Source organism: Microcoleus sp. PH2017_28_MFU_U_A (assembly GCF_020738035.1).
Taxonomy (GTDB): Bacteria; Cyanobacteriota; Cyanobacteriia; order Cyanobacteriales; family Microcoleaceae; genus Microcoleus.
The window spans coordinates 3,851-28,418 of sequence record NZ_JAEQCX010000025.1 but is presented as its reverse complement, the minus strand read 5'-3'; the positions used below and the strand labels follow the sequence as shown (position 1 = coordinate 28,418).

Sequence of the window (24,568 nt, the reverse complement as noted above, 5' to 3'; positions counted from 1 at the left end):
GCGAGATTCTTCCCGGAGTTTACTTGCAGAACCCTTCACTCCGTTCTGCAAGTAAACTCCGGGTCGGGATCGGAATGACAGACAATAGATGCGTAAGTCCTGTACTCAACAAAACGGTTACTCAGTTTTACTGACGAACTTATAAGCTTGATAACCTCCGTAGGTTAAAAGTGCCCCTGCTGCCACAATTCCTGCAACTGGGAGAGTCACAGGAGCAGCCACAATAGTTGTTGCTGTCGTTGTCAAGCCCAACCAACCTGCGACACCAGCAGCAGGCACTGTTGCAGTAGTGGCTATAGGTACAGTGGCAATTGTAATTGAACCCAATGACGAACCACCAAGTGCAGCGATTCCAGCGATCAACTCGTTTTTCATTTCTCTAACTATTGTGATAATTGTATATTTTATCTCATAATTTACCGCATATTTTTTTTTCTGTCAATATCGAATCAAAAAAAAAATTAGGATTTTCCAGTGTCTATACCGGGCTGCAACGCAGGATTTTAAAAAATTGATAATCTCAACTATCCTTAAATTTAGGAGACACTTCAAACGCTAATTGTGACCCATAAAAACAAACATCAAACTCAGTAAAAAAATTAGTTCGCCCTAAAAGAATGGGAATATTATTCACCCTACTCCAGGCAAAAACTAACTGAACTGGATCAAAGTCCCCTATTTTTGCCAAGACTAATAACCCTTTCGTTTCAGCACTCGCTAAATTTCCCGCTAAAGTAACAGAAAATCTTTGCTCTTCCCAAATTGCCCCTAATTGCACCCCAACATTATAGGGCAAAACATTTACGCTAGCTCCTGTATCCAGTAAACCCATAACCTCAACAGAACGATTTTGATAAGTTAGTGTTAAAGGCAGATACGGAACATCAGCTAAAACACCTGACTCATCTCGTTTAGGTTGAAAAGAATATCGCCTACCATTAAACATTTTGAGTTTGTTTTTGTTCTGTTTCTAGTAACTGCATTAATTGCTCTGCTGCACTATTAGAAGTATGCACGGAATACATAATTTCAGCAGATTCATTGCCCATGACAATTCCTTCTTCTTTCGCCAATTCTGCTATTAAAAACAGCATTATTTGAAATTTATCAGTGCGGGACAATTGCTGAAGTTGGGCTAATAATTCAAGATTTGACATAAAACGCCATTGAATTCGTTTTTCCATTTTATCACACCCTTGAGATTTAAACTACTCCACAACAGCAGTGTGAATCCCTAATTCCTGAACAGGCAAGATGCCTGTTCCACAAAGAATGAATTTGATTGTGGAACAGGCATCTTGCCTGTTCTTGAGAATGGTGTAAGATGTGAGATTAACCCTACTCTTCAACAGGCCTGGGGACTTCGTAAGTCAAAAAGTCATAGGCCATTTTCGTATTTGGAAAAATTGCCTGGGCTTCTTTGAGCAAGTCATCCAGGACGATCGCATTTCCGGGAGCATAGCGCGGGCTAAAATGCGTCATGATCAACTGTTTCGCCCCAGCGAGCAAAGCTACTTGAGCCGCCATCGTCGAAGTTGAATGCAGGCGATCGAACGCCATTTGAGCATCTTGATGGGCAAAAGTCGCTTCATGCACTAACAAATCGGCATCCTTTGCTAAGTCCACCGCGCTGTCACAAAAAACCGTGTCTGTACAGTAAACAAACTTCCGCCCGACTTGATCCGGGCCGCAAAAATCACTACCTTTAAACTGTCGCCCGTCCGATAATTTTACCGTCTTTCCTTGTTTTAATTCACCGTAAACTGGCCCCGACGGAATACCCACAGCCTTCGCTTTTTCTACATCGAAATGTCCCGGACGGTCTTTCTCAGTTACTCGATAACCAAAAGCAGTAACTCGATGCTTTAAAGGAGCGCAGCTAACAATATATTCGTCATCTTCATAGACAACTCCCTCGTGACTTTTGTGCACCTTCACCGGGTAAGAAAAATGAGTTTGAGAATAGCGAACGCCAGCTTGCAAATATTCTTCAAGTCCCGGAGGCCCGTAAAGATCGATGCGCTTGACATTCCCCGCCAAACCGCAGCTAGCCAGCAAACCCATTAAGCCGAAAATGTGGTCGCCGTGCAGGTGAGTGATGAAAATCCGGCTCAGTTGGCTGACTTTTAGCTCGCTACGGAGGAATTGGTGCTGGGTTCCTTCGCCGCAGTCAAACAGCCAGAGTTCCGCTCGCTGGGGCAAGCGCAGGGCGATGCTGGATACGTTGCGCGATCGCGTGGGGACGCCAGAGCTAGTTCCGAGAAATGTAATCTGCAAGAGTTAAATCACCTCAATTAAATGTTAAAAAATATGTTACAAATATCCAGGTGCGGCGAATCCGACATAAAGGAAATATTCGCAGGCAGGAACCGGGATAAATCGCTGTTCCTGCGAGCATCTAGTCGTTCCAATCATTGCGGCGCACAAAGTGCCAAACCTAATTCTAACGTTTTCTTTCTGTCGTTCTCCTTCCTTTTTCCCGAACCTTCCCCAATTCTTAAAAATTCTCAAACTCATACAGCACAGGAGGAAAATTTTCAAATGCAGTCAGGAGTGTTCTTTACTTCCGTTCTTTCGACATTAAAAAAACGCTACTTTTGGATTTCGCTGTTGTTTTGGCTGGTAATGGTAGCCCCAGCACAGGCGGCGCTGATTTTGCGAGTTGCGGTACAAGACGGGACGAGTCAGATCAAAGTCGGCAGTTCTACTAAGGCTGCAATCCGCGACAGCAGCGGGCGCAATTTGGGGGAACTGCCCGCCAACAGTTCTCAGTCAGCTCAATTTCGATCGGGAACTGTGGCAATTGGCCGCTGGGCTGCCAATCAAATTTGGATCGAGCCGACCGGAAACGGTTATGTTTGGATTGGCGATCGATGGTATCGGGGACGCACGCTTCTAGTTCCCGAAAAAGGAGCCTTGACCGCCGTCAACTACGTCGATATCGAACAGTATCTCTACAGCGTTCTCGGCGCCGAAATGAGTGGCAATTGGCCTCAAGAGGCTTTGAAAGCCCAAGCAGTCGCCGCCCGTTCCTACGCTCTCCACAAGCGCCTCAAAAGCGAAACCGACCTTTACGATGTGGACGACACTCAGTCTTCCCAGGTTTACAAAGGATTGCAAACAGAATCTTCGGGTACTTATGCCGCAGTCGATGCCACCGCTGGTCAAGTTCTCACCTACAACGGTCAGATTATTTTAGCTGTTTTCCACTCTGCCTCTGGCGGACATACGGAAAATGTCGAGGATGTTTGGACGGAACCCCTGCCTTATTTGCGGGCTGTTCCTGACTTCGACCAAGGGGCGCCGGTTTACCAATGGAAAGAAAATTTTTCCCGCGCTCAAATCAGCAGCAAGATTTCTGGTGTGGGTAATGTAATCTCGATGAAGCCAGAACGTACTACCGCTTACGGCAGCGTTTTGTCCATGAAAGTAGTCGGGGATGGCGGTTCTAGGGTGATGACTGGCGCGGATTTGCGTCGGGTTCTAAATTTAAGGAGTACCCGCTTTACTGTGATTCCTCAGTACGGCGGGATTTTTAGCGGCCAAAATAGGGGGAAGCCTCCTACGGGTTTTCAAGTTGCTGGCAAAGGTTTCGGTCACGCTGTGGGCATGAGTCAGTGGGGGGCTTACAATTTGGCTAGGCAGGGATACGGCTACCAGCAGATTTTGTTGCACTATTACCGGGGTGCTGCTTTGGCTAGAATTGCTGTGCAGTAACTGTTGGGAATGGGGGATGGGGCATGGGGCATGGGGCATGGGGCATGGGGCATGGGGCATTGGTAAGAAATAACAAATAACCAATAACAAGTAATAACGAATAACTAACTAACTGTCCACTGCCAACTGCCAACTGCCAACTGACTACTGACTAACTAAATTAAGGATTGCTATGCAAAAGTGGGAGTATTTATTTGTGGATGCGAATATGTATCCTTTTGGAAATAAGCTAATTAGTTTATATGTAAATGGTGAGGAGCTGCGAGATTGGAAACAAGGCTCGCTACATCTATTTGTCAATCAATTGGGGGAGGATGGGTGGGAACTTGTGGCTCTGCGACATGACTCGAAATACGACCAAAATTGTTTGATTTTTAAACGCCCTAAGATTGTTAAAAAGATGAGAAAAACAACAGATTCTAGTATTCAAAATAAATGATTTTGGCGTTGTTTAATCAGGGGATGAAAATGGGTAACTTGAAAATTCAGCTATATTGACTGACTGGTTTGTTTCATTTTTTCACATTGAGTCGTTCATACTGTTGCAGCAGCAACGCCAATAGAAGGTATGTAGTTGCACTTGGGCGCTCTTTCCTAATATAAGCTAAGAGCGCTGAAGCGCAACTACGTACCTAAGATCAATTCTCAGAAGACTTCTCGTCTCCGGCGGTTAGAAACCGCGACTACAAAAACAAAGTCCACCTCCGTGGACTAAGAAAAAATCTGTGTGCTGCATTCCTGATTCTTCGGGTTATAAATTAATTGTCCGATCGCCCAATTCGCCGCTGCCATTCAGCATCTATTTTTGCTGACTGTTCTAGTTCTTGTTGAGTTAATTCGCTTTCTGTGGTATAAGCTAAGTCTTCTCCACTCAGAACGTTTTCGCCTGCAAATTCCTGGGCGTAGGCCAGTTTTTGCTGCAAGTTGGCATCGGGTTGGTTTAATAACATGGCTCGCTGCTGCCGATCGTGATTCCGAGCTTCTATCCTGCTATTTTTCCACTGAATCCAGAAGTACCTGATTAAGGGAATTGTCAGAAATCCGACGCCGTAAATCAGCAGCAGTGGATAAATACCGCTGACGAAGCCGATGAATCCACCTGCGATCGCACTTTTCGTTAATAAATTCCCCAAAACCAGCGCACCGACAAGATTGACGGCTCCTAAACCTGCTGCGAGCATGATTTGGCCGGAGTCGGCGTGACTGAAACGCCACAGCATTTCTCGCAAATAAGTTCCTGTTGGTTGAGGATTTTGCAGGAGGGCTGTGGTTTGCAATTGCGGAAAATGATAGATGATTTGCCCTTCGGGACTGACTTCGGGGCGGCCGTCAAAACGGGCCAGGGCTGGTAACATATATTCTTCGTATTCTCGGGCGTATCCCTGTCCGAGATTGTCGAGATAGGGCGCAATTTGTTCGGCTGCGACTGCGCCTCGGTTGTTGCGAATTGCGGTGGCTATATCGCTCCACTTGCGCTCTTCTAGATTTTTATTGGGATTCCCGTCTCCAAATATAAATGAGAAAACTGCTTCCAGAAAACTCATCTGGGGTTTTTGACCGCGATCGCGCGATCGCTGCTGGTAGTATGGTTCATCATGGTTCCAGTAAAAGATCCAGATTAAGTCGTTCCAGAAGTAGGGAAAAAAGAAAAAGCCTCCGCCGCCACCTCCACTTTCGCCTCCGCTTCCGCCTCCTCCACCGTTATTGTCGCTGTTCATGCTGGAGAGTAAAAGCGTAATAGCAACAACAATTAAAAGGATGGAAGCTACCAGCACTAAGCCAAAAGATATTCTAATCAAGTAAAATAGAACTCGCCAGATTTTTTGCCACCATTCCTGCAACTGCAAGCGCAAGAATTTGTTTCGCAAAATATCTCGAAAGTTGTTGGGAAATATGTAGGCAATGTCGCCGGATTCTGCTACTTGCAGGTTGCCGCCTGCTTCGGAGGCCAGCGTTAACAGTTCTCGCTGGGCAAAATTGACATCTAGTCCAGCTTTTGCCGCCACGTCTCCAACCGTAACGCGGTAGCCAAGTTGCTCGACGGCTTGCATAATCCCGGGATTTGGAGCCATGTGTTTCTCTTTGTGAAAATTACGCGGTTATTTTTAATTATAGGTTGCGGGCATTAAAGCTGGTTTAGACCTGGAGAATTTAGGCTTTTTTTGTGGCTGACCTTGATTTTGGGGCAAAACATTGCTACTTTTGGCATGGTTCAAAAATGGCAGTTTTAAGGTAGCACTGCACGGCAAATTCTGCCATCATTAAAGGTACATCAAAGCTGATAGCGATTGCTGTCAGCTTTGGGTCGAGAATACCGGCGATCGCCAGTAATTCGTCGCGTCGATCAATTGAAAACATCTACTTGATTCTCATTTGTTTCTGAGTGGTATTTGTATTCTTGGATCAGAGTCAAAATTGAACTAGATACAGGGGGTGTCGGAATATAACCACCTGCGACGAATGCCATCTTAATAAAAAATATCAGCTTGCATAATTAAATTAGTGAATAGTGAGTAGTGGATAGTGGATAGTGAATTAGATTGTTTCTAAGAACTCAAACAAATAGTTTTCATCTTTTAAGTTAAGAAAATTTTCTTTACCATTGAGAACATCTTCATAAGTCATTTTATCCAATTCATCTTTGCTCAGGTTGAGATCGATATCAGGCTTTCCTTTCATAACTATGCCTAAGCCAAAATCGCAATCCAACACAAAGACTCGCAAATCTTTGCGATTACTTCTTAGATAACAAATCGTTTTCCAGACATCACCACACCAGTTGCCATCCCATCCAGGTAAATTCATGTCGATCGCAGCTTGCAGAGACTGAGCTGGACAGGCTGCGAGGACATGGGGTGGTTTGCAATCATGCATGACTATTACGCCATTTTCATTGAGGTTGTCCAAGGTATTCAGGACATCTTGCAATGATTGTTCGTAGGTATGCAATCCATCGATAAATGCTACATCAAACCGTTCGATCGGATTGGCACTTGCAAAAAAAGCATCGCTAGTGGCGTCTATATATTCCGCTGTTGCATTACATAGATTTTTACTAGCCCATTCCAATTTACGTTCTTCAGAAAATGCAAAACTAGGATCTACTCCCACCTTTTGAGCGATCTCGATCGGGAAAAAACTATCGCCATTATTTACGCCGATTTCTAAATACCTCAGGGCTTTTTTCTTGTCGATTATTTTTTGAATTACATCGGTTCTGAGCATTTCGGTTTCCTGAGATAATAGACAACAATTTGAAACCTAACTATTTAGGCTGACTGTTTACTATAACATATCTCACGCATTGCCCCACGTATTTTTGTTACTGCTGTTGGGGGAAGGGGGAAGGGGAAGGGGGAAGGGGTAAAGAGTACAGGACTTACGCAAAGAATCTATCTGTAGGGTGCGTTACCTCTGGTAACCGATCGCCAACGCTACTAATAGTGTGGGTGCGTACTTTGTCTTTGCCAATATCACGATCGCTATTTTCTGGCGAGCATCAAGCGGTAAACTGGCTGCGACTGATTGGCTCGGACTCATTCTTGTAGATTATACCCAGGTTTTTCCTAAGTTCCCTCTGAAACCATCATAAGTTCCGCGCAGACAAGCCCAAATTTTCAATCTTCTTGATAAGTTTTCTAATAGCAAGATTTTAATAACTAAATTAATCATAATTTTAATTCTATGAATACTAAACATAATCAATAGTTTGTTCTCCATAGCGAGACTAAGTTCGACAAAGGTGTTATTCCTGCATCGGTAGTAGTAACGCAACGGAGAACAATTCAATCGCATTATTTTTATTTTAGGATAAAATAAATTAACTTCTTGAGTCTCTCCAAATCGTTGTTTTAGAACAATATTTCTATTGACAAATATAGAATAATTTTGTTTCTTTAATTTTAGACAATATTCCCAATCAACTGCTTCAATAAATAAATTTTCATTAGGAAAGGGAGTATTGTAAGCGGCTTGAATGGAAATAAGAGAACCTGCTGTAATAACGGCATCACATTTATAAATTTCAGGGATTTGATCGTTTATAAGAAATTGTTTTAGTTGATACTTATCTAAGATCATTCCATTCCATTGTTGTCCTGTGACTCTATCAACAGGAAGTGGAGCAATAATTCCAATTTTTTGATGAGCTTCTTTGAGATTATCATAGGTTTCAATTAATCTTTTTAAAGCATCTGGTGAAGGTTCAGTATCTTGATCGAAAGTCCAAATAAAATCAAATTCATTTTTAATAGACCATTCAATACCCACTCGTAAACCGCCAGAAATGCCGATGTTTTGGGGATAAGATTTGACGATAATAGATTCGTCTAATTCTTCAGGAGACAACAAAACATGAGGCGAGTTATCGACTATTAAGATTTTCTCGATCGAATAAGTTTGACACTTAAGAGAAGCGATACACCGCTCAAGGGCAGTTTTATCTGAATAGGCAGTGATATAAGCAACAATACGATACGACATTACCTAATTAATACTTCCAACTTATTTTTACTACAAATGAATACAATTACCCCGACTGCTTAGTCCTGCTTGAAAAATTAACATTTTTTACGCTGGAATAGTCTGACATTACCATGCTAATTAGCAATTGTCAACAACTGTCTCAAATTGTTGTTGGAGCTGAAAAATATCTCCATGACAAGGAGTATCAGGCAGGACTTCTTTCTGACCTGCTCTCAATCCCGTCCCGACATCAGCAATGGTGAAATCTGGCTGAAACCCCTGCGCCATCGCATCTAGCAAATGCCAACCCCAAGACTGATTGGCTCGGACTCATGCTTTGGGGGGCGAATTAGGACTAAGGCGACAGCCTTCACCTTACACCGATCGCTCGCAAACTGTTACCCTCAATTGAACCGTACCCTACTTTTTTCCCAAAAGCTTTTCAGTGTTGGCTGAACTTTGAAAACTTAATAAAAGTTTAAATATGTAAAAAAAATATGTTTTTTTTGCAAGTCTTGCAATAGTTATCTACAATAGATAGGACTTGCGCGTGTTGTCAAGTTTGTCCTTGTGTCTCACAAGTCTTTTTCGCATTCTCAGCACAACTCTAAACTAAAATTGTTGTGCAAGTATTCATAGGAAAACTTTACCCGCTAATTTTTGAGATTAGCCACTAACGAAAAGAATCGCATATGCCAAGAACTCAACGCAACGATAACTTTATTGACAAAAGTTTCACGGTAATGGCTGATATCATCCTGAAGATTATGCCCGCGAAAAAGAAGGCGAAGGAAGCTTTTGCTTATTATCGGGATGGTATGTCGGCTCAAGCTGATGGCGAATATGCTGAAGCGCTGGACAATTATACTGAAGCGCTGAAGCTGGAAGAAGATCCTTACGATCGCAGTTATGTATTGTACAATATGGGTCTGATCCATACTAGCAACGGCGAACACGATAAAGCTTTGGAGTATTACAGCGAAGCGCTTGAACTGAATCCCAGAATGCCGCAAGCGCTGAACAATATTGCTGTGATTTACCACTATCAAGGGGAAAGGGAAAAGGAAGCTGGCAATGTTGAAGGGGCGGAAGGGCTGTTTGATAAAGCTGCGGATTACTGGAAGGAGGCTATTCGTTTGGCGCCGAACAATTACATTGAGGTGCAGAATTGGCTGAAGACGACAGGGCGATCGCAAATTGATGTGTATTTTTAACTATGATGGGAATGGGGAATAGGGAATGGGGAATAGGGAATGGGGCATCGGGCATAGTTAATAGTTAGTAGTTAATAGTTAGTAGTTTCTCTAATAACAAATAACAAATAACAAATAACACATAACTTGTTTGGCCTCTTTGCCCCATGCCCCATGCCCCATGCCCCATGCCCTATGCCCTATGCCCTATGCCCAATTCCCAATTCCCAATTCCCAATTTTTATGATTGACAAAGAAGAAGTTCGGAAAGTAGCGAATTTAGCCCGATTGGAATTAACGCCGGAAGAAGAAGAGCAGTTTACTGGTCAACTGAACGGTATTTTGGATTATTTTGAGCAGTTGAGCGAACTGGATACGAGTAAGGTAAAACCGACAACTCGGGCGATCGATGTTAGCAATGTTATGCGATCGGACGATTTGCAACCGTTTGCTAACGGCGAGAGTATTTTGGCGGGTGCTCCCGATCGCGATGGGGAGTTTTTTAAAGTGCCTAAGATTATGTAGAATTTCCGCTGTGTACCTGACTCGATCGCCCTAACCCCCCTTAATCAGCAGGGTGGTTTTATTGTCGTCAGACAAATTAGGTACGTAGTTGCGCTTCAGCGCTCTTTATAATATTAGGAAAGAGGGCTGAAGCCCAACAACGTACCTAAGGGTGCTTGTGGCGTACCTTACGATCGCACTAAATTCTCACTCCAAAAGATGCGGCCAATTCCCGTTCTGGCTGCATACCAACTGTCGGCGGCATCGATCGACTTGCAACCTGCTCGATTAGTTGTAATTGCTGCGGTAACATATTAGCTAAACTGTAGCGTTCTAGGGCGGTTTGACGGGCCTTGACCCGAATTTCTGCCATGCGGGTAGGATGGTCTAAAACTTCGTCAATGCGATCGGCTACTTGTTTCGGCGAGAAGTAATCGACGATTAAACCGTTTTCTCCATCGCGGATAACTTCTCTCACCGGGCCCGTATCGGAACCGATTACTAAACATCCTGCCGATAGAGATTCAATCATCGACCAAGATAGCACGAAAGGTCTGGTTAAATAAACGTGTACGTCGGATGCTTGAATTACTTTTAAATACAGTCCGTAAGGTAGCGGCCCGACAAAGTGTACTCGCGACATATCTAGCGGCACTTTTTTGAGCATATGGTCTTTGTAAGACTCGCCATTTGGTAAAGAACGGCCGTAACAAACTCTGTCTGAACCAACAATTACAACGTGACAGTTGGGGCGGCGTTCTTGCACGTAGGCGATCGACTCAATGAACTCTGGAAAACCACGGTAAGGTTCCATTCCCCGCGATACGTAGGTGACAATTTCATCAACGCCGGACAAATCTAAGTTCGGTAAAATTAGTTTAGCACCGGGATCTGGTTTAAAATAATCGGTGTCTACGCCGTCGTGGAGTACGGATAATTTTTGTTGTAATTCTGGCGGAAATTGCGATCGCTGCCAATAAGTCGGCGACAAACCCCAATCGCAAGAATATAAATCGATCAGAATCGGCGCATTTTTGATTCTAATTCTCGCCATATCGTCAACACTTAAAGGTTCCGCCGGATCGAAATCTGCGTCGGAACCAATGGCGTGATAAAACCACTCGAAATAACACAAAAGTGGCGTATTTGGAAAAGCTTCTTTGACAAATAGTGTCGGCCCCCAACCTGAATGTCCGCAGATCACATCGGGTACAAAACCGTCAGCTTTGAGTTGTTCGGCCATTCTAAATACGGCTTGTCCGTAGATGACGGCACTTTCTAAAGGGCGCACGTATTGGTGAGTCTGGGCGTGGGGTTCGCGGCTGGGGGTAAATGCTGCTTTGCGAACTCCGGGAATGTCCCATTCTGGACGCTCGTTTTTAGTGCCGAAAACAATTTGATTTTTGGGATTGGCGCCTAAAGCCGTGATAATGTGGCGGTATTGGGCGGGGAAGTTGGGGTGGAGAAATAATGCTTTCATTTTAGAAGGAAGAAGGAAAAAGGAAGGAAGATGAACAGGATTTACATGATGTTCGATCGATTAGTTATAATTCCAGCAGGTGTGAGACTGCTTTAAAAACATCGCTGTCAACTGTCAACTGTCAACTGTCAACTGTTTAATGGTGCTTTGCAAATCCAGACGCAATCTCGCGGTACTGAAGATGTATTTTTCAGGAGGATTTCATAGTTTAAATGGTTGAGAAATTTTTCCATAATTGTATCTGTCATTATTGAGAATGCAGTGCCATCTCTGCGTCCCAGCAAGTTTTTGTCCCACTCGCCGGCGAATTTTTGCCACCCTAATTCGCTGAGAATATTGCCGTGGTGGAAGACGCAAATGCGATCGCCCCGCAGCAGTTTTGGAATGCGAGTTAGGTAGTTGAATATGTCTACGGCTTCTACGTGTACCATGGTATCGTAGCAAAAGCAGACATCGGCTGCACCCTCGGCGATGCCGTCTAATGTTAAACCGTCGAGTTTGACGTAGGAAACGCGATCGACTCCCAAGCGCGATCGCGCGGCTTGCAGCATTTGACTGGAAATATCGGCGCAAATTAGGCGATCGCAATATTTCAGCAACAGCGAACCAGTTTTTCCGCCACCGATACCAATTTCTAAAACCGTATGTTCTTTTTTGATGTACGGTGCAACAAACTCCTGTTCTATCAGTGCTTCGTATTCGGCTAAGGAGTTGGCCGCACCAGCAGCTTTACCTATCCATTCGTCCCCAATATGGGAAAGTTCGGGATTAGTTTCTTCCCACTGTTGGGCGTAACTGTCCCAGGCTGTTTCATAATCTACTCTTGGGCGATCGGTCATTTTTTCATCGTTCATTTTTGATTATTTTATAGTATAGATGTCTGGATTTTGAATATGTTCCGCAAGTCTTCGTTTCTCCTTGCCCTGTGCTACCAATTATATCAAATCCGGTCTTCATTGGAATGATTCATCTCTCCATTCTCTTCCTCTGTGTCCTCTGTGTTCTCTGCGGTTTAATAATTCCGGTACAGCCAGATTTGATATTACCAATTACCTGTTCTACCAATGCCCTGTTTGCCCAATGACCTGTTTGGCCAATGACCTGTTTGGCCAATGACCTGTTTGGCCCATGATTAATGACTGCTGAAATATGCTTCGCAGAAAATGTCTGCATAAGCTTGAGTCATCTCCTCAAAAGTATTGAGTGAATCCAAGACATATTTAGCATTTCCAGCTAACTGCTGGCGCAAAGATTTATCCTCCAACAAACTAATCAAAGCTGCAAGTAATTGATCCGGACGATCCGGCGTATAAAACAAACCGTTAATTCCCGGCCTCACTTGTTCCTTAATTCCAAAGACTGGCGATGTAATAATTGGTAAATCGCAGGCCATCGCTTCCAAAATCACTCGCGGAAAACTTTCGACACGAGAAGTGCAAACAAAAATATCCGCCGCTTTGTAATATTTTCCTGGTTCCCCGGTTTCCGGGACTACTGTCACCCTTTGTCGCAACTCTTCCGGCAATGCGTTCACCATATCGGCTAATTTATTGCTGTAAATACTCGGCCGATCGCCCACAATGAAACACCTAATCTTATTGTGCCATTTTTCAGGCAAAAGTGAAAGTGCTTGAACTAAATCTTGCTGGCCTTTACGTTCGCAGACGGTTCCCAGCAGCAACAATACCACATCTTCCGCTGCCACACCTAAAGTGTTTCTAGCGTCTTCAGAATTCTCGGAATTTTCCAGTTTGCTCAAATCTAAGCCGTTGTGAATCACTGTAAAATTGTGGTGGCTGTTGAGAGGCAAATACCTGTCACGCGTTGCATCCGCCACAAAAATCACCTTGTAAGGAAAGCGGAAACACTCCAAAGCTCTCGCCGCAATCTCCGAGCCAAACCTGTTAAAATAAGTTTGCCAAGGTTCGCTTTCGTGCACGTTCCACACCGCCGGAACTCCGATTTCTCGCGCCGCATCAACTACAAAGAAGTTTTCTAAAGTATTGGCATAAATTGCATCTACTTTTAAACTTTCAATTTCCTTACTAAAACTCCGGATAGCTTCATCGTAAGCATCGCGCTGGTAGATGTGTTCGAGGGGATTGTCGCGTACAATGACTTCAATTCCCTGTTGTTCGTAAGCTTGGCGCAGGGGGCCGTCTGTCGTGCAAAGTACGATCGGCAAAATCACACCCTCAGCCGCCAATTTCACCGCAATCTCATACTGATGCAGCGGCGCGCCCGTAAAATCCAGCGAATTGCTGCACATCAAAACCTTAAGAGGATGAATAGAATTGTTTGTATTGGCTACCAACAAACCAGAATCCGAAACTTCCAATGTATAACCCTCTTCCTTTTTCCCTCTTTCTTCTTCCTTCTTCCCTCTTCCTTCTTCCTTCTTCTTTCCCTCTCCTTTCATAAAAACCCGTCGGGGTTGAATATGAAAATACTCATCTTCTAAAGACAAATGAGGACTGTAAAAGCTGTCATTTTTCCCCGCATACTTGCGCCGAAAAGCCGCAACTTCTTGAGGATTGTCAGTAAAACCTCTCGAAGTTCCCTCCTTGTGCAACAACTCCGCATCGGGACAATACACGCACCGATAACCCCGTTCTAACAATCGATATCCGTAATCGACATCATTGTAAGCAACAGCAAAATCATCCTCATCAAAGCCGCCCAATTCTAAGAACAATTGACGGGGAGTAATCGTGCAAGCAGCAGTTACTGCCGAGTAATTTCGCGTTACCATCGCTTGAGAAAGATAGCCTCGATTCTCCTTATCCATCAGCTTAAAAGCGTGACCGGCCAAACCGTGATGGAGGCCGTGAATTACTCCCGCGTGCTGAATTCTACCGTCGGGATATAACAGTCGCGCGCCGACTGCACCAACGCCGCGAATTTGAGCGTATCCCACCATTTGACTCAGCCAGCGCGGGTTGATTGCTTCAGTATCGTTGTTCAAAAACAATACATATTCGCTGTCAACTTTCTCGACGGCGCGGTTGTTGATTGCTGCAAAACTAAACTTGCCACCAGGATTTTTGATTCGCAAAACTTGGCAAGTTAATTGCTTTAAATATTCTAGAGTTTTCGGATCGTCGCTTTCATTATCTATGACAGCAATTTGAAAGTTTTTGTAGATTGTAGTTTCCAGAGAATCTAGACAGGCTTTCAGCAATTTCACCTGATTTTTAGTAGGAATAATTACCGTTACTGACGGGCCGTCATCCGGGAAATCTTGGGCAAAGATGCCCAAATTTTCTTTGGTAGCCCAGGCGTGCTGAGCGACATTGCCATTAATTTGTCGGCGGTTTAGTGCATCTTGGATTGCTTTTTGACCTGCGCCAAAACTGGCGGGTTTTGCGGCCCCAGATATGGCTGTAGAACCGGGTGCAGTTCGCCAATGATACAGCACTAAAGGCAGGTGCGCGACGTGGCGACAAATTTCGGTTGCTCTTAAGGCAAAATCGTAATCTTGCGAGCCTTCAAAACCGAGGCGCAAGCCACCTATTTCTTCAAAAATCTGTTTTCTGACGGCGCACAAATGACCGAGATACATATAGGAAAGCAGCAGTTCTGGCGACCATTGCGGTTTGAATTGTGGGGCGAAACGGCGACCTTTGGTGTCGATTTTGTCGTCGTCTGAGTAGAGAAAATCGGTGGTTGGATGGGTGGCAAAATATAGCGCTACTTCGCCTAGGGCGTCGGGAGTTAGTTCGTCGTCGTTGTCTAAAAATAGGATGATGTCGCCTGTGGCGAGGGCGGCTGCGCTGTTAGTTGCGGCGCTGATGTTGCCGTTTTCTGTGCGAAATTGTATGCAGATACGATCGTCCTTTTCGGCCCAATTTTTCAAGGTGTCAGCAACTGTGGCGTCGGTACTGCGATCGTCAGCGATGCAGAGTTCCCAGTTTTGATAGACTTGATTGATTACACTGTCGATCGCACTTTCGAGAAAATCTATCTGCGGATTGTACACTGGCATGACCACCGAAATCTTGGGCAGCGCTTCCCCACAGGATTTTAACCGAGAAATCAAGTAATCGCGCGATCGACTATTCCACTGATTCACCTCCAACCAAGCGTCATACCTATCAATCGGTTTCGGCACCACAAAACCCGCAGGCGGTAGCAAATCCCCCGGCGCAGTCAACTGTTTTTGCTGTTGGTAAATCTTCCCCAACTGGCGCATCACCTTGACAATTTCCCAAGGCATCGGCACAATTCTGCCCAGACGCTGTTTTCTCTCCCTAGCCCGCTGCCGGATTGCCTCTACAAAACTCGAAAACTCCTCAAATTTATCAGCACTTCGCTGCCAAATATGGTAGCGCCGCACAGTCAATATTTGTGGCGCTTGAAAATACAAAATTTCCTCGGTATCTAACTCAGCTTGCAGCGAAACTTGCCATTCCCCTGGCGGCAAATCGACAAGTGCCTCAAAGCCGCTTTCCGAACTGTTAACCCAGTCGGGAAACACTTCGCCGACATCTTTTCTCCGCAAACCGTAGGCGCATTCTACAGAAATATCTCCGCACACAAAGCTTAATTTAGCAATTTTGCGATCGTGGTGACAGCACCAACCTGCGAACAAAATTTGACCCTGACGCTGTTCCCACACTACGGGTACATCTAACGATGCTTGAATTGTTGAAACCAACAGCGGATAAGTTGCCAAGAGATGCCAATTTCCGCCTGCTTCTTGGGCTTCTAGTACCACTTCGTGCCGTCCGGCAGGCGCTTGCAATTCAATAGTAAAACCCGCTTTCCTCGCAGCCAAAATATTAGAATGTGCTAGCGCTATATCGCTTCTTTCTATGCCGTAAACGCCCGAAAATATTTTGTCATCAATTCGGACACGCACTGCTTTAATCTCAATCTTTGTGTTAAATACCCAGCCCACAATTAGGAGATTGGAATCGCTAATTTGCCAAGTAGTGGGTTGGTCTAACGAAAAAATATATTTCGGGAAGAGGTCACGGATTCGGCGCCTAAAACCCCACAAATTTTCTCGGATTTGCCACCAGTCAGAAGACTTGATTGCCTCAATTTCTGCCCGCACTCTTTCTGTTTCCTGGCGCGATTTTTCTAAGTCTTCCCGACTTTCATTTAATTTTTCCTGAGTTTGACTCTGTATTGTTTCCAACCACAGTAACTCAGCTAACTTTTGCTCCAATTTGAATTCTTTTTCTTCGTATTTTACCTGACTCTTCCCTAATTCTGCTTCTAATTCCAAGACTTTTGCTAAAGCTGTTTGAAATTGCGATTCTTTGCCGGCAAGCTGTACCTGAGTTTGTCCTAATTCTGCTTCTAATTCCAAGACTTTTGCTAAAGCTGTTTGAAATTGTGATTCTTTGCCTGCAAGTTGTACCTGAGTTTGTCCTAATTCTGTTTCTAACTTCAGGACTTTTGCTAAAGCTTCTTGAAATTGCGATTCTTGACCGGCAAGCTGTGCCTGAGTTTGTCCTAATTCTGTTTCTAATCCGAGCAGTTTTGCTAAAGCTTCTTGAAAATTTGATTCTTTGCCTGCAAGTTGTACTTGAGTTTCTCCTAATTCTGCCTCCAATCCCAACACTTTCGCCTGGGCTTGGTGAAATTCTTCTTGCCACTGTTTGATTTCGGAATTGCTGGTTTTTTGCTGTTTTTCCAGCAAGCGGATTTTTAGCCAATCTTCAAAAGGCCCGACAGAAGATGCTGGAAAATGAATAATTTTATCGCTGGCAGAATTCGATTCGCTGCCCAGATTGCCAGCTTGGGTTTCCAAAACTTGATATAGTTCTAAGGCTTCGGGAAAATATTGTTCTATTAAACTTGGTCTGTGACTTTTGACAATATCGTTGACTAATAAAGATTCTTCAAAATTGTCGGCAGGTATCGCCCCTAAATTAACGTTAAATTTGTCGTTGACTCGATCGATAAAAAATTCCGGAGTGTTGCCGATCGGGTAAACGTTGGCCAACAGACAGCGATCGGGAAAACGTTCGGACAATTCTAAGACTTTTTGGTTGTAGTGAATCCACATTTTTACTGCCATTTGGGGATTTTGCAGCAAGCTGACATCGGTTCCGCGGCGGTACAGCGAATCCACGACTTCCCAGGGCGATCGATAAACGCAGATGAAATTGGCTGTGGGAAGCAAATTTAGCCAAAAATCCCAAAACAGGGCGGTTCGCGGGTCTTTCCAGCCCCAATGGTTGTCAGTTTGTTGGTTTTGCGCGATCGCCCGTTTGGCAATTTCCACATATTCCGCTGCTACCGGAATCGTTTGTTCAAACGTACAGCCGAGTTCATCTATGCCGTGCGATCGTAAAACACTCTTGTGAAACTCAACAAAATCAACATTCTCGAAATGACCTTTCACATTTCCCACCGCCGGGCCCACCAACTGTTTGCCAATATCAACTCCGACTTTCTGAAACAAAGAAGCCGTTAAAGATGTACCGGAACGGTGCATTCCAGTAACAATAAAAACCGACGGTTTGCTGTCATTCATATTCACAATTTCTCTCCCTCGCCCTAATTCCCACACCATTTTTACTCGCTACACGATTTAGCCCAAAATGCAACTTATAGGTAATATCCCAACACTTAGTCCCTCATCTCTCCCAATCTCCAATCTCCAATCCACAATCTAAAATCCAAAATCCAAAATCCAAAATCTAAAATGGTCTTGTCTTATTCTCCCGCTAAACCGAGCGCTCGCCTGACTTGAAACCACGTGCTTCTCAGCTTCCAGAACTTGCTACTTTCCATCGCCACAACTCGACATTGCGATTTCTCTAGTTCTTGCTTGACATTCATCAACTGATTTTCAGTCTTCTCCAACTGCATTTGCAGAGACACTAACTGACTTTGAGTTTGTTCCAACTGCGAGTGAACTGAAATTAATTGATTTTGAGTTTCTTCCAACTTAGTATGAGATTCTTCTAACTGAGTTTCAGTAATCATTAACTTACTTTGACTTTGCTCCCATTCTATCTTAGCCCCAGCTAGCTGAGTTTCAACCAATTGAAGTTTGAGTTGAGTAGACCCCAACAAAGACCGCGATTGCTTTTGCCTTACCAGCGATTGCACAGTGCAAGTTTCCAAAATCCATGTCAAACCGCAGTTATTGATTGCTTTAACGGTTAACACATCCTGCGGCGCCACAGAGTTTTTCGGTAAATAACAGTTCCAACCCGACTGCAAAGCCACATCAGTTTCAAAGTGTCCGGCCACATCCGGGCGATCGTAAAAAGGCTCGCACCTCTGCACAAACTCACCGTTTACCAGCACTTGCAAATCCTCAATTTTACCGCCGCCATTCAGATCTGCCGCCCATCCTTCCAGATACAAATTCTCCTTATTTGTAAAAGCAGCAACATCAACATATCCTTCCGGGTGCTGATTGAATTTCAACTCCGAAAAATCTCTAGATAGTTGATTTGTGACAACATACAAATCCTGAAACCTGCATATACCTTTTTCGATGCGGTGAACAAAAGCCTTACCTGCGCTAACTTTATCGACAACTTCTCTGACAAACTTTTCAGTTACATAAGTTGTGCCGTATTCCTCCTTATCTAAAGACTGACTTTCGCTGAGGGCGCTGAACAGAATACCATTAGCAGGCATTTCTACATTAGGAGCTCGCAAACACTCATCGTGAACGCTGAACATCAAAATACCGTTAGGAGTCAACAAATCGTACAAATTTTGCAACCAACTTGTAAAAGTTCTTTCCGGCATATGGCTGAAAAAAGAATTAGCCAGAATGCAGTCAAATTTGCGATCGATTAAATAATTTTCTGGTTTTCCAGTCGAAACAATACCGCTAACGCCGAAGTATTCAGTTTGAAACTTAACCGCATTAGCATAAATATCAGAAACCCAAACTTGTTCCGGCGGTATTTCCTGAATCAAAAACCGTGTAAATCTACCGTAACCGCAGGCAAAATCTAGAAAAGACGGTACATTCTCAAAACTGCCAAAATGCCAATCCACAACCTGTTTAACAGTATCCAAGATGCGGCGCCCCAGCGAATAATAGCGCACCAAAGCCCGATCGCGATCGTCCTTGACATTGCTCAACGCAAACAAATACATTTCATCGTTTTCGCAGATATTTAGTTTAAAATCTTCGGGAAACTTAGTTTGCTCTCGAATAAATGCTTCGATTACCGGATTTTGGACTAAATCTAAATTGCTCTCGCTCATTGTTTTCACAGAATTTTAGATGACTTCGGTTGACGCCTTTTTCACCAGAGAATCAGAATTAACAACAGTTAAACACGGTTCGATCAGCAAGTCAACGATGCCGTTACCGCAGGACTCAGTACAAGACTGAACTCTAAACATCGCCACATCAACGCAGCGATCCAGATAAGTTAAATCCTCATCTACCGTTCCCACAACCCCCGCATTCAAAAAATAAACCCCAGGATTTAGCAAACATTTAAACTGAAACTTCACGACAATTGTCGTTCCCGCTTCCACATACCTAACGGACTGACTGGAAGCCTTTAAAGAAGCACCAGCTAACTCAAAACCGCTAATCGTTTTAATCAACATTCCAAACCTCACCTTGGAAGTTGACCGCGAGAAAGTGACAGAGTAAGTGTAAACATAATCTTGACGACCAATCAAGTGATTTACCACAGTTCCCGACCGAGTCTCGATGTGGGGGTTGATAATTTCCGCTCCGCGAGACGGATACCTCACCGTATTCGACGGTATCATCCCCGGATCGTAAAATTCATCATAATGTTCCTGGGATTTCGAGTGATATTGCTCGGGTTTCACCTCCGTCTTTGTGCTTTCTAAATTAGCATCCTGAAGATTGTTGTCACTTTCTTGCTTTGTGAGTTGATTTAGCGATCGAATATCTGACTTCAGCCCCAACACTTTATCTGGATCTGCATAGATCAACTTTTGATACTTAGAAATTACCACCTTCGGCGTGTGAGCGAGCAGCAATTCTCCGCTATCCATTAAAATTGCTGACGTACAAAGTTGCACCACCGAAGTAGCAGCGTGAGAGACAAATAAAATCGTGCCGCCACCTTCTTGAATGCTTTGCAAGCGGGCAAAACACTTGCGCTGAAAAGCTTCGTCGCCTACCGAAAGTGCTTCGTCAACCACCAAAATATCCGGTTCGACGCTAGTCGCAACAGCAAAAGCCAGCCTGACAAACATACCGCTGGAATAAGTTTTGACTGGCTGTTCGATGAAATCTCCAATATCAGCAAAAGCAGCTATTTCGTCAAACTTTGCTTCAGTTTCTTTTTGACTGAATCCCAGTATTTGAGCGTTGAAGAATACATTTTGCCGCCCGGTAAATTCCGGGTTAAATCCGCTTCCAAGTTCCAACAAAGCGGAAATTCGTCCTTTCACATCCACGCTGCCGGTGGTGGGCGTCAGCGTCCCCACAATTATTTGCAAAAGAGTGCTTTTTCCCGAACCGTTGCGGCCGACTATTCCTAGAGTTTGTCCTTGAGGAATTTCCAGATTGATGTCGTGGAGAGCCCAAAATTCGTCAGCGAGTTTTTTGCTGGGGTAAATAATTTCTTTTAAGCGGTCTCCTGGACGATCGTATCGCTTAAAGCATTTAGAAACATTTTTTAGTGAAATTACATTTTCTGTCATCCGATTTTAGATTTTAGATTTTAGATTTTAGATTGATATTATGTCCGATCTCACTAAAAATAGGTTTGTAGTGAGGACTTTAGTCCTCAGATTTTTATGAGGAATGCGAGTCCTCACTACAAACCTTTATTGGAATTTTAGATTTTAGATTGACTTGCGATCTCAAATAAGTTTACCAGGAGAAATTGGTTTAAAGCCGGAACCCTTGTAGGGAGAAATCAAAAAAAGACGATTCATTACTCGAATCCTCGGACTTCCAGGTAGAGGTCGCCCTCAACTGTCAACTGTCAACTGTCAACTGTCAACTGTCAAAGCACGTCAGCAAAAGCGGGGCGCAAACGGCGGTAAACTGCAAAACCTGCACAAAATATAGCAGCAGAAATCAGCGTGGCGACACCCCATTCACCCCAATGCTTGACTTCTCCAAGCAGTATCAGATCTCGGTAAATCTCGGAGATGGCGGCCATTGGATTGAGCCAAAATATCCACGCTCGCCATTCTTCGGGGATGATTGATGCTGGATAGACGATCGGCGTCAAATAAAACCAAAAATTTAGAATAACACCTAATGTCTGAGGAATGTCTCGCAAAAACACTGTCAAGCCCGCTGTCAAATATCCCAAGCCCGCTGTTAGCAGCAACTGAGGCGCCCAAACCAGTGGTAGCAAGAATAAAGTAGCGTTGAGCTTTTGCGTGGACACTGCTACGATCAAAATCAAAGCTGCTAAACCGAGAGAACTTTCAATAAAAGCGGTCAAAATCGGCACTAGCGGCAGCAAACCGAGGGGAAATACCACTTTTTTGACTAAATTTGGCTGCCCAACCACGGATACTCCCGATTTAATCAAACCGCTGGTGAAGGCACTCCAAGGCAATAAACCTGCAAACAGCCAGACTCCAAAGGTAATGTCACTGTTTTCGGGGAACCCTGCAAGTTGGAGCTTGACCTTGAGGACGATCGAGAATACATAAGTGTAAATCACCAATTGCGATAGCTGATTCAGCAGCGGCCACAAATTGCCCAGAATCGAACCTTTGTATTGAGCTTCCAAGTCCCGGCGCACCAATGTTGTCAGTAGATGCAGCTTCGTCCACCGTTGGCTGCTTGCGGGCATCCTGCCGCGAGCCGATCGGGCTTTTTGGGCAACTCCTTTCACCGTTCTCAGCAATTTTTTCGCCCTCGTTCACTAACCTTCACACCTAAATCAACTCCAGCTACGATTGTGCAGCTTTTGCTAAACCGCAATTATTCCACAGCCCCGCCGCTTTGATCAAGCATCTGCTGGCAAAGATCGGACTCGGCGGTTGAAACCGCGTCTAGACAAACGAAGTCTGCCTCCGCAGACTGAAGAAAATAAGAGACAAAATTGCAAAAGTCCTTTTAATCAATTTTTTGATCGGGACTGTAGCCCATCCTAGCTATTTTTGCTAGAGGTCTACTTTAGCCGATCGCCTGACTCACTGCTGAACGTATCGCCAGTTTTTGCTCGTCGTCGTAGCCCCACCGTTCAAAAAATTCCTCGTACTCGCCGCTAGCATTCTGCAAACTTTCCAGCATTTCGGACGCTACAGCTTTACAGGCGGGCATTTGCAGGATTTGAATCAAATTGTGCGATCGCCCCTGCACTCTAGCAGAACCCGCGGCTCTTTCCTCGCTTTGATGGCGCGAATGATAGACAACCATCGCCGACGACATCGCTAAATTTTTCACCAGCAGTTCTGCTACGATCTCAGGAGCCGATCGCAGCGCCTCGATAACTCCGGGTGAAGGCCGGTCTGCCACCTGTCCCTCGTCCGTCAGATAAGTAACAAAAAAACCCCGAGCACCGTTCTTAGTTTTCACCAGAGAGGCCACTGCTTGCTCGATCTGGGCCTCTGAAAGTCGTGAACCCTCAATTTGGGGCAATAAAGATTGAGTCAGCTCGATCGCCCCCTCAAAAGTTATGCTTTCCGACGCTAATAAAGAAGATGGAATACTCATAGCGAACTCAATACTGGTAATGATTCCGCTCACAATTGTAAACAATTCCCATTGCCCGATCGCAAATAACTATGGCAATTATCTCCTCCAAACAACAACCACCCGACCCAAATCTACCCGAAGACATAGCCCCGGCACCCCGGAAAAAAGCCGCCAAACCCGAGACGGAATCGCTACTAGAATCGCAAGAACTACCCGACGAAATCAACAGCAAACAAGAAGACAAAATCCGGCCCCAGCGGTTAGCTGAATATATCGGGCAAAAAGACTTGAGAGAAGTTTTGGCGATCGCAATTGCAGCAGCCAAATCCCGCGGCGAACCGATGGATCACCTGTTACTCTACGGCCCGCCGGGATTGGGCAAAACCACAATGTCGCTAATTCTAGCCGCAGAAATGGAAGTAGAATGCAAAATCACCACAGCCCCAGCCCTCGAAAAACCGCGAGATATTGTCGGATTGCTAATCAACCTGAAAGCAGGCGACGTGCTGTTTATCGACGAAATTCACCGATTATCGAAAGTTACAGAAGAAATCCTGTATCCGGCGATGGAAGACTGCCGCTTAGATATTACGATCGGTCAAGGAAAAAGCGCCAAAATCCGCAGCATTCCGCTGAAACCCTTTACCTTAGTAGGCGCCACCACCAAAGTTGGGTCGCTGACATCTCCATTGCGCGATCGCTTCGGCTTGATCCAAAGACTGCGATATTACGAAATAGACGAACTTAGTCTAATTGTCCAAAGAACCGCCCAAGTTCTTGACACTCAAATCACCCCAGAAGGAGCCGAAGAAATTGCCCGCCGCGCTCGCGGAACACCCCGGATTGCCAACCGTTTGCTGCGCCGAGTCAGAGACTACAGCGAAGTCAAAAATTTAAAGCCAATCAATGCCGAAGTTGCCTCCGTCGCCCTCGAATTGTTCAACGTCGATCCGCTAGGTTTGGATTGGACAGATCGGTCTCTTTTGACAGCAATGATCGAAAACTTTAACGGCGGCCCCGTGGGTTTAGAAACCCTCGCAGCTTCTACAGGAGAAGACACTCAAACAATTGAGGATGTGTACGAACCTTATTTAATGCAAATCGGATTTTTGCAGCGAACAAGTCGGGGTAGAATTGCCACAGCCGCTGCTTGGAAACACCTAGGTTTTGTCTCACCTAAATTATTGTAGGGTGCGTTAGATGGAGCGTGCTTAAATAATTGCGATGGAACAGTCGTAGGGTGCGTCGCCCTCGAAAATTCCCAAAGAAATATCGATAATCTTACAGCGACGCACCTGACAAACAGCGCTACAGTGCATCAGGAAAGGCAATTCTCAATCATCACTGAAAATTCTATCACAAAGCCCTGCACGAAACTCGTCATGTTGTTGATTGATACATTATATCGTTTCCGGTTGCATCGGTATTCTTTAAACCGTAAACAATTAGCAGTCAACAGTTAACATTCAACATCACCTGACAGTACAACCGAAATTGATATAACTTGCTATCTAACAAATTTTAAGAGGGCTTAAGCCCAACAACATACCTTTCTTGGTACGTAGTTGCGCTTTAGCGCTCTTGGGGCTTAAGCCCAACAACATACCTTTCTTGGTACGTAGTTGC

Annotated in this window: 21 protein-coding genes; 5 read left to right on the top strand and 16 right to left on the bottom strand. The window is 44.6% G+C overall.

All coding sequences use genetic code 11. From position 1 onward, the window contains the following. Positions 1 to 117: 117 nt before the first annotated feature. The 4 genes from JGK14_RS02280 to JGK14_RS02265 all read right to left on the bottom strand — a co-directional run bounded on the left by JGK14_RS02280 (position 118) and on the right by JGK14_RS02265 (position 2,277). The gene (locus JGK14_RS02280; protein WP_293190502.1) at positions 118 to 375 is read right to left on the bottom strand and encodes a hypothetical protein; all 258 of its coding nucleotides are present in this window, start codon (positions 373 to 375) and stop codon (positions 118 to 120) included. Between the two features lie 145 nt (positions 376 to 520). Further along, positions 521 to 946, bottom strand: coding sequence for a retroviral-like aspartic protease (locus tag JGK14_RS02275; RefSeq protein WP_293190501.1), 426 nt, complete (start codon positions 944 to 946; stop codon positions 521 to 523). After that, positions 939 to 1,184, bottom strand: a complete 246-nt coding sequence (locus JGK14_RS02270) for a hypothetical protein (RefSeq protein ID WP_293203051.1) — start codon at positions 1,182 to 1,184, stop codon at positions 939 to 941. Before JGK14_RS02270 ends, JGK14_RS02275 begins: the two co-directional genes overlap by 8 nt. A gap of 154 nt (positions 1,185 to 1,338) precedes the next feature. Then, a complete protein-coding gene (locus JGK14_RS02265) occupies positions 1,339 to 2,277 on the bottom strand; it encodes a ribonuclease Z (protein WP_293211774.1) in 939 nt (312 codons plus the stop codon). 264 nt (positions 2,278 to 2,541) lie between these two features. Here JGK14_RS02265 and JGK14_RS02260 point away from each other — a divergent pair, with 264 nt between their 5' ends. Then, positions 2,542 to 3,717, top strand: coding sequence for a SpoIID/LytB domain-containing protein (locus JGK14_RS02260; protein WP_293251305.1), 1,176 nt, complete (start codon positions 2,542 to 2,544; stop codon positions 3,715 to 3,717). A gap of 172 nt (positions 3,718 to 3,889) precedes the next feature. Continuing rightward, a complete protein-coding gene (locus tag JGK14_RS02255) occupies positions 3,890 to 4,156 on the top strand; it encodes a hypothetical protein (RefSeq protein ID WP_293183330.1) in 267 nt (88 codons plus the stop codon). A gap of 319 nt (positions 4,157 to 4,475) precedes the next feature. On the opposite strand, the gene JGK14_RS02250 is transcribed toward JGK14_RS02255, so the two are convergent. The 5 genes from JGK14_RS02250 to JGK14_RS02230 form a co-directional block, all read right to left on the bottom strand. Continuing rightward, the gene (locus JGK14_RS02250; RefSeq protein ID WP_293190497.1) at positions 4,476 to 5,789 is read right to left on the bottom strand and encodes a hypothetical protein; all 1,314 of its coding nucleotides are present in this window, start codon (positions 5,787 to 5,789) and stop codon (positions 4,476 to 4,478) included. A gap of 124 nt (positions 5,790 to 5,913) precedes the next feature. Next, positions 5,914 to 6,075, bottom strand: coding sequence for a hypothetical protein (locus JGK14_RS02245; RefSeq protein ID WP_293183326.1), 162 nt, complete (start codon positions 6,073 to 6,075; stop codon positions 5,914 to 5,916). 177 nt (positions 6,076 to 6,252) lie between these two features. Next, positions 6,253 to 6,942 (bottom strand): class I SAM-dependent methyltransferase, encoded by a 690-nt coding sequence (locus tag JGK14_RS02240; protein ID WP_293152513.1) that lies wholly within the window; start codon positions 6,940 to 6,942, stop codon positions 6,253 to 6,255. 183 nt (positions 6,943 to 7,125) lie between these two features. Then, complete coding sequence (locus tag JGK14_RS02235) at positions 7,126 to 7,257, bottom strand: hypothetical protein (protein ID WP_293152510.1); 132 nt, start codon at positions 7,255 to 7,257, stop codon at positions 7,126 to 7,128. Between the two features lie 9 nt (positions 7,258 to 7,266). Then, positions 7,267 to 8,199, bottom strand: a complete 933-nt coding sequence (locus JGK14_RS02230; RefSeq protein WP_293183324.1) for a glycosyltransferase — start codon at positions 8,197 to 8,199, stop codon at positions 7,267 to 7,269. Positions 8,200 to 8,873: 674 nt separating this feature from the next. Between JGK14_RS02230 and JGK14_RS02225 the strand changes: the two genes are divergently transcribed. Further along, positions 8,874 to 9,395: a photosystem I assembly protein Ycf3 gene (locus JGK14_RS02225; protein ID WP_293183322.1), complete on the top strand. Its 522-nt coding sequence runs from the start codon at positions 8,874 to 8,876 to the stop codon at positions 9,393 to 9,395. A gap of 222 nt (positions 9,396 to 9,617) precedes the next feature. Continuing rightward, positions 9,618 to 9,899 (top strand): Asp-tRNA(Asn)/Glu-tRNA(Gln) amidotransferase subunit GatC, encoded by a 282-nt coding sequence (gene gatC, locus JGK14_RS02220; RefSeq protein ID WP_293128462.1) that lies wholly within the window; start codon positions 9,618 to 9,620, stop codon positions 9,897 to 9,899. A 178-nt stretch (positions 9,900 to 10,077) separates the two neighbouring features. Here the strand turns inward: gatC and JGK14_RS02215 are convergent, their stop codons facing one another. The 7 genes from JGK14_RS02215 to JGK14_RS02185 form a co-directional block, all read right to left on the bottom strand. Further along, positions 10,078 to 11,358, bottom strand: coding sequence for a glycosyltransferase family 4 protein (locus tag JGK14_RS02215; protein ID WP_293183320.1), 1,281 nt, complete (start codon positions 11,356 to 11,358; stop codon positions 10,078 to 10,080). A gap of 128 nt (positions 11,359 to 11,486) precedes the next feature. Continuing rightward, positions 11,487 to 12,212: a class I SAM-dependent methyltransferase gene (locus tag JGK14_RS02210; protein ID WP_293190496.1), complete on the bottom strand. Its 726-nt coding sequence runs from the start codon at positions 12,210 to 12,212 to the stop codon at positions 11,487 to 11,489. Positions 12,213 to 12,490: 278 nt separating this feature from the next. Next, on the bottom strand, positions 12,491 to 17,854 hold the full coding sequence (locus tag JGK14_RS02205) for a glycosyltransferase (RefSeq protein WP_325314718.1): 5,364 nt from the start codon (positions 17,852 to 17,854) through the stop codon (positions 12,491 to 12,493). Between the two features lie 176 nt (positions 17,855 to 18,030). Further along, positions 18,031 to 19,551 carry a methyltransferase gene (locus JGK14_RS02200; RefSeq protein WP_325314717.1) on the bottom strand — a complete coding sequence of 507 codons (1,521 nt, stop codon included), beginning with the start codon at positions 19,549 to 19,551 and terminating at the stop codon, positions 18,031 to 18,033. A 15-nt stretch (positions 19,552 to 19,566) separates the two neighbouring features. Next, positions 19,567 to 20,979, bottom strand: a complete 1,413-nt coding sequence (locus JGK14_RS02195) for an ABC transporter ATP-binding protein (protein WP_293183314.1) — start codon at positions 20,977 to 20,979, stop codon at positions 19,567 to 19,569. Positions 20,980 to 21,287: 308 nt separating this feature from the next. After that, positions 21,288 to 22,136, bottom strand: coding sequence for an ABC transporter permease (locus JGK14_RS02190; RefSeq protein WP_442921419.1), 849 nt, complete (start codon positions 22,134 to 22,136; stop codon positions 21,288 to 21,290). 284 nt (positions 22,137 to 22,420) lie between these two features. Next, positions 22,421 to 22,960, bottom strand: a complete 540-nt coding sequence (locus JGK14_RS02185) for a hypothetical protein (protein ID WP_293183312.1) — start codon at positions 22,958 to 22,960, stop codon at positions 22,421 to 22,423. Positions 22,961 to 23,031: 71 nt separating this feature from the next. Between JGK14_RS02185 and ruvB the strand changes: the two genes are divergently transcribed. After that, positions 23,032 to 24,132, top strand: a complete 1,101-nt coding sequence (gene ruvB / locus JGK14_RS02180) for a Holliday junction branch migration DNA helicase RuvB (RefSeq protein ID WP_293196652.1) — start codon at positions 23,032 to 23,034, stop codon at positions 24,130 to 24,132. Positions 24,133 to 24,568 lie beyond the last annotated feature (436 nt).

Coding starts and splice junctions, on each gene's coding strand:
- JGK14_RS02255 (WP_293183330.1), top strand. CDS start 3,890: ATGCAAAAGTGGGAGTATTTATTTGTGGATGCGAATATGTATCCTTTT.
- JGK14_RS02260 (WP_293251305.1), top strand. CDS start 2,542: ATGCAGTCAGGAGTGTTCTTTACTTCCGTTCTTTCGACATTAAAAAAA.
- JGK14_RS02200 (WP_325314717.1), bottom strand. CDS start 19,551: ATGAGCGAGAGCAATTTAGATTTAGTCCAAAATCCGGTAATCGAAGCA.
- JGK14_RS02195 (WP_293183314.1), bottom strand. CDS start 20,979: ATGACAGAAAATGTAATTTCACTAAAAAATGTTTCTAAATGCTTTAAG.
- JGK14_RS02270 (WP_293203051.1), bottom strand. CDS start 1,184: ATGGAAAAACGAATTCAATGGCGTTTTATGTCAAATCTTGAATTATTA.
- gatC (WP_293128462.1), top strand. CDS start 9,618: ATGATTGACAAAGAAGAAGTTCGGAAAGTAGCGAATTTAGCCCGATTG.
- JGK14_RS02250 (WP_293190497.1), bottom strand. CDS start 5,789: ATGGCTCCAAATCCCGGGATTATGCAAGCCGTCGAGCAACTTGGCTAC.
- JGK14_RS02275 (WP_293190501.1), bottom strand. CDS start 946: ATGTTTAATGGTAGGCGATATTCTTTTCAACCTAAACGAGATGAGTCA.
- JGK14_RS02230 (WP_293183324.1), bottom strand. CDS start 8,199: ATGTCGTATCGTATTGTTGCTTATATCACTGCCTATTCAGATAAAACT.
- JGK14_RS02225 (WP_293183322.1), top strand. CDS start 8,874: ATGCCAAGAACTCAACGCAACGATAACTTTATTGACAAAAGTTTCACG.
- JGK14_RS02280 (WP_293190502.1), bottom strand. CDS start 375: ATGAAAAACGAGTTGATCGCTGGAATCGCTGCACTTGGTGGTTCGTCA.
- JGK14_RS02245 (WP_293183326.1), bottom strand. CDS start 6,075: ATGTTTTCAATTGATCGACGCGACGAATTACTGGCGATCGCCGGTATT.
- JGK14_RS02210 (WP_293190496.1), bottom strand. CDS start 12,212: ATGAACGATGAAAAAATGACCGATCGCCCAAGAGTAGATTATGAAACA.
- ruvB (WP_293196652.1), top strand. CDS start 23,032: ATGGCAATTATCTCCTCCAAACAACAACCACCCGACCCAAATCTACCC.
- JGK14_RS02240 (WP_293152513.1), bottom strand. CDS start 6,942: ATGCTCAGAACCGATGTAATTCAAAAAATAATCGACAAGAAAAAAGCC.
- JGK14_RS02215 (WP_293183320.1), bottom strand. CDS start 11,358: ATGAAAGCATTATTTCTCCACCCCAACTTCCCCGCCCAATACCGCCAC.
- JGK14_RS02235 (WP_293152510.1), bottom strand. CDS start 7,257: ATGAGTCCGAGCCAATCAGTCGCAGCCAGTTTACCGCTTGATGCTCGC.
- JGK14_RS02185 (WP_293183312.1), bottom strand. CDS start 22,960: ATGAGTATTCCATCTTCTTTATTAGCGTCGGAAAGCATAACTTTTGAG.